The sequence below is a fragment of the Novipirellula herctigrandis genome, from assembly GCA_007859835.1.
Taxonomy (GTDB): Bacteria; Planctomycetota; Planctomycetia; order Pirellulales; family Pirellulaceae; genus Novipirellula_A; species Novipirellula_A herctigrandis.
In genome coordinates, this window is record SJPJ01000001.1 from 32,304 (window position 1) to 37,138 (window position 4,835).

6 protein-coding genes are annotated in these 4,835 nt (G+C 53.8%); all 6 read left to right on the top strand.

The genetic code is table 11. The annotated features are described in order from the left end of the window. Nucleotides 1-374 (top strand): hypothetical protein (locus CA13_RS34405; RefSeq protein WP_419193739.1); only part of this gene is annotated, 374 nt, incomplete at its 5' end. A gap of 338 nt (nt 375-712) precedes the next feature. Beyond that, nucleotides 713-1,201 carry a hypothetical protein gene (locus tag CA13_RS00125; RefSeq protein ID WP_146393665.1) on the top strand — a complete coding sequence of 163 codons (489 nt, stop codon included), beginning with the start codon at nt 713-715 and terminating at the stop codon, nt 1,199-1,201. A 183-nt stretch (nt 1,202-1,384) separates the two neighbouring features. After that, the gene (locus tag CA13_RS00130) at nt 1,385-1,873 is read left to right on the top strand and encodes a hypothetical protein (protein WP_146393667.1); all 489 of its coding nucleotides are present in this window, start codon (nt 1,385-1,387) and stop codon (nt 1,871-1,873) included. 375 nt (nt 1,874-2,248) lie between these two features. Next, nucleotides 2,249-2,614: a hypothetical protein gene (locus CA13_RS00135; protein ID WP_146393669.1), complete on the top strand. Its 366-nt coding sequence runs from the start codon at nt 2,249-2,251 to the stop codon at nt 2,612-2,614. Between the two features lie 161 nt (nt 2,615-2,775). Beyond that, complete coding sequence (locus tag CA13_RS00140) at nt 2,776-3,027, top strand: hypothetical protein (protein WP_146393671.1); 252 nt, start codon at nt 2,776-2,778, stop codon at nt 3,025-3,027. Between the two features lie 157 nt (nt 3,028-3,184). Beyond that, complete coding sequence (locus tag CA13_RS00145; RefSeq protein ID WP_146393673.1) at nt 3,185-3,586, top strand: hypothetical protein; 402 nt, start codon at nt 3,185-3,187, stop codon at nt 3,584-3,586. The last annotated feature ends 1,249 nt before the right edge of the window (nt 3,587-4,835 follow it).

Here is a 4,835-nt window from a genome sequence, read left to right on the forward strand (position 1 = left end):
CTGACCAATTGAACATACGGCACGCCAATCCTTATCGACCGGCGAGTTGCAATGCGGCTGCCCCACACAGCGATCGGTCCTTAGCGCGAACAACAATCGCTAGCGTAATCGCTCTGCTCGCGACTGTTCCATTCGCCTGCGTTGTTGTTGTCACGTACGGTTTCGTGACATCCAGCACCAACCGCCCATACACTTGGACCGAAATCGGTTCGCAGGGCGCTGCGTATTTGGGATTCTGGACTACAGGGATCGGACTATCGATGCTCTCGTATTCTGCCTTTCGTGGCGATACTCGCTATACTGCTGTCGGCTTTATGCTTTTGCTCGGCGTGCTCCCGGTCCTTGGGCTAATCATCTGGATCGCGATCGGTTGACGCCTGAACGTGGCGGATAACCATGCGTTGGACCGGAGTGCTCAAAAACGTTATTACAGATGGTTGATCGTTCGTTCGCACCTCGGTCAACGCTACCGTTATCACACTCCGGGCGATTTGTGCTCTGCTATCGGTGCGTTGTCGATGATCCGCTGGCAATCGTTTGGTCCGACAACGTCGTTTGTTGCTTTCAAAATGGACCCTCGTTAAACTGATCCTGCTAGGGAACGGACAACCGTCACCCAAGGGGCCGAAGGCTAAACTGACGGTGCTCGGTCGATTGATACATCATGGTGACGCGATCGGCGTTTAACCCACATCCGTGCGATAACCATGTGATGCAACGGAGGACGGGTGGTCCGTTTTCTCGTCTGCTTGCAAGTCTTTCGCCCGTCCCCGCTGATGCGTACCGTTACCCGACTGAATTGCTACACCAAATCACTATGGAAGCTGTCGCGACAATCCTGTTCCTGATCGTCTTTGCTGCTGTGTTTACTGGCAGCATTGCGTGGGGCGTCAAAGAGTTTCAGTCCCGTGACGCTGGTTCCGGCTGGCTACTGTTGCTATGGCTGTTTGGACCCGTCACTCTGTTTGCTTGGTTTGCCTTTCGCCCCAAACGTTTGGTCGATCGAACGCCTGACGACTTCTCGAACGCGGACGATCAAATCGCGGCGGCCGCGCGTCTTGAATCACTGGGCGATCTCAAAGCTGCACAGCATCTCTTAACCAATGCCGCCGCTCGGTGGCCCGAACACGATACTTACATCACGAACATGATGAATGAGATTGACCGGAAACTAGTGCTGCAAGGCGCTGATCCTTCGTGAAATTCGTTCTCGAATACAATCAACGACCGGCGACGCTACAATCATGACATAAATCGCGGGTAACCATCGCGTGCACGCGGAGGCCCGTTGGTACGGTTTCACAAATAGATACTCAACTCACGGGCCCCGGTGACGCGGGCCGTTATCCGACAGAAGTTCTTTACCAATGCAAAGGAGTGCCTGATGCTCAAATTACTTGCCCCACTGTTATCTTTCGTCACGCTACTTAGCGGAACTGTTTTCGCTGGCGAACCCCATCCACCTCTCAAAGTTGGTGACCTTGTTCACCTGGACTTGATCGGTGATGCGGCGCGGACTTATGCCCGAGTGAATCGCTTGTCTCTCGACAACGCCGCCTCACCCATTCCAGTGCTTTCGATGTACACGATCGTTCGGTCCGTCGAAGACGACTCCACGATCTCTATTGAGCATCAACGCGAATCAGTGATCGACGGAAAACGATATTTGTGCACCATGACCGGTACGTTTCCTGCGAACGCGATTCATCATGAGCCTGTGCTTGATTTGTCACCCTCTGCAACGCCGACCGACTCGTTCGACAATACAACGAAAGTACTTGGACACAACCTACGTCTGCGTATTACCGACTTTTCAGTCTTCCCCAAACTAAAGCTGCAACGATGGCAACTAGTCGAAGAACTAGACGGGTGACGCATTGCCCGGAACCGGCAACGCAATAGGGCGGATAACCATCGCATCCACCGAAGTCGGGCTTGCGAGGTTTTTTCGAATGGACAATCAACATTCCCGACTCGGTGATGCGGGTCGTTCGCCGACTCACCAGCACCTGAACTCTTTCGCCATTGAATGCCCGGTTTTTTCGGATACCTGTTTCTCGCGACTGTTTTTGCGCTAGGTGGCTTGCTTCACCTTTTCATCCTGCTTTTTCGGAAACGGCAGTCTTCCTCTCGATACGGCGGCGCTGAAATCGGCTCTTGGTTCTGCACATATCTTGTAAACCAATCGTTGTTCACGGCGCTAACGCTTGATTCGACCTTTTCGTTGGTCTTCGCTGTGTACCTGGCTATGCCCTTTGCAACTCTTGGCTGGTGGTGGTTGATTGTCCGTCAGTTCCGAACTGCAAACTCGTTCTCGCGACATGTTTCGTGTGCACTGCCGGTCCTGTATGTCCCGTTCCTCTTCCTTATGCCCTTGCTTGGCGGTGCCATGGGCAATTGGCCGTACGGCACCCTCCAACGCAGCCTTAGCGACGACTTCGCGTTTGTTTGGATTATCGGCTATCCGACGCTGCATGTGCTATCGGTCATATTCGTTGTCGTGTCTTGGGCGTCTGCGGCGAATTCGGGCCCTACTGAATCCGGTGATCTAGTCTCGGTTGACCACGATGTTGCGCCATCCGATAATCCTTACTCGCCTCCTGCCACACTGTGATTCAAGCAAGCGGCGAACCATGTGATGCAACGGAGTCGGGGCTTGTACGGTTTCACGGATGGAAAATCAACTCTCCCGACCCGCTGATCACTACCGTTATCCGAATGAAAATCGTACTGCGATACACCCTTCCTTGATCGCTATGCAAATTGGAGATACTCATGTCAGGTAAACCTTACTCGGTTCTCTTGCCTCGAACCTGGCACAGAATTGCCCTGGCTCTGATGGCGTTCACTTTCGTGACTGGGTTGATACCCATGCTGATTTGGCCGCTGTCTGGACTCGCGCGGGCATACTGCATCGCGTGCGGGTCGATTGGCACTGTTGCGATGGCACTTCTGATCGTTGCGGCAGTTGGTCGCTTGGCCTTCTCTGCACAACGTGACGATGTCGACGGGTCTGCACCTGCATAGTTTGTACTGAAACGCCCGTCGGTGCTCGTCCATACGCGATCCAAAACGACGGATAACCATCACATCCACCGAAGCACGCGATCGGGGCGTTTTGACAATGGCACATCAACTTCGCGTGCTCGGTGATGTGTGTCGTTCCCCGACTGATGACTTCTGAATGACATGGGACATCCAACGTATCGCTGACGTCCTTCAGGCAATCGAAGAGCCGTCCCCAAACGTCGAACAACCGACCCGCTTCCATCGGTTACCGTTTTCCGATGTGCGGCTCAAGTACGTACTCAATCTGATGCCCGAGACGTCCTGCGTATTTCTCGCGGCTGACCCCGACGAACCCGAACAGGGGTGTCCAATGCTGGAATACGGATTCACATGTACCGACATCGAGATCGGACCGAGCGCGTACGGCGAAAACGAAACGGCAATCCGGTTCTACGAACACCGCGACACTTTTGGTGGGTTGCGACTTACCTTCACGCCGCGGCACGACAAAAACTGGTACATTTGGGCCAACGTCGGTGGCGATCTCGCTGGCGACGGCACTTACCGAATTCGATAGTGAAACGCGGGGAACCATCGGTTGCAACGGAGGCCGCGAGTTGACTTTTTTGAAGTGGCGAGTCGTTCGCGCGGCCCCGCTGAACCGCACCGTTACCCCAACTGATTTGATCGTTTTTCTGTGACATCGAATCCCTATGCTACGCCAAGCGAAGCGGATGGTTCGTCGCCCGAGTGTCGAATGGCGACGGGGGCCGGCATGGTACATCGTATTCGCGGGGCTTTTCGGCGGTTTCGCCTCCGTGCCGTTTCTTGAACAGCGGAGCGCACTAGCTTACGCAACGATACCTGTGGGATGCGTTTTCGGCGGGGTTGCCTTTCGCATTCGATCGCGTAGCTGGCCTCACGATCAATCGGTGCGTATACGGCAAATCATCTATTCAACTGTCGCGATCCTTTTGCCGCCGTTGTGTCTGTTCTTTGTTGCGGGTCCATACGGCCAGGGACCGGCAATCATGGCTATCGGCGCAATCGTCGGCGCATCTGTCGCCTATGGTATAATCGTGGGCGGTACACGTCGTTTCAACGATACGCACAATGTGGGGTAACCATCCGGTGTACCGAAGATCCGGTGGTTAGTAACTTGGCCATCACAAAATCACTCGCCGGATCTCGGTAACCGGTGACGTTCGCCAACATTTAGATTTGCCGAAGGGCTTCTTTGCATTGCCTCGAAGAACTACAAAAACACTGCAGCCGACCCTTCAAACGCTCAAGAACGTCGCGTTTGAAAGTATGGTTGTATGTTGGCTTATGCAGGATGGATGGGAGGTGTATGCCCCAATGCTTGATCATGGACACAAGACTGATCTGCTCATCTCAGACGGCCCCCACTTCCACCGACTGCAAGTGAAGACCTTCAACTCCACTGGCGAGAACCAAAGAATCCAGAATTGCTGGAAGGGCAGCGATATTGACTACGTAATCTTGTTTGCGCGTAATGGCGATTGGGGAATCATTACTCCCGCGTTCGAGTCAACATCTAGGTCTATACAGCATGAAACGCATAGAAAATTCAAGAAAACCAAACGCGACTTCCTGCGGCAGTTTCACCAAATCTAGCTGCTGTCATCGGACCTGGAGAGTGGCGAACCATGAAATGCACGGGAGGACGGGAGTCGCGTTTCTCGGTCTGTTTGCAAGTCGTTTACCCGTCCCCCGTGATTTCTGACGTTATCACACTCCGGGCGATTGATGCTCTGCTATGGGTGCGCTGTTGATGATCCCTTTTCGTCCGTTTGGTCCACAAC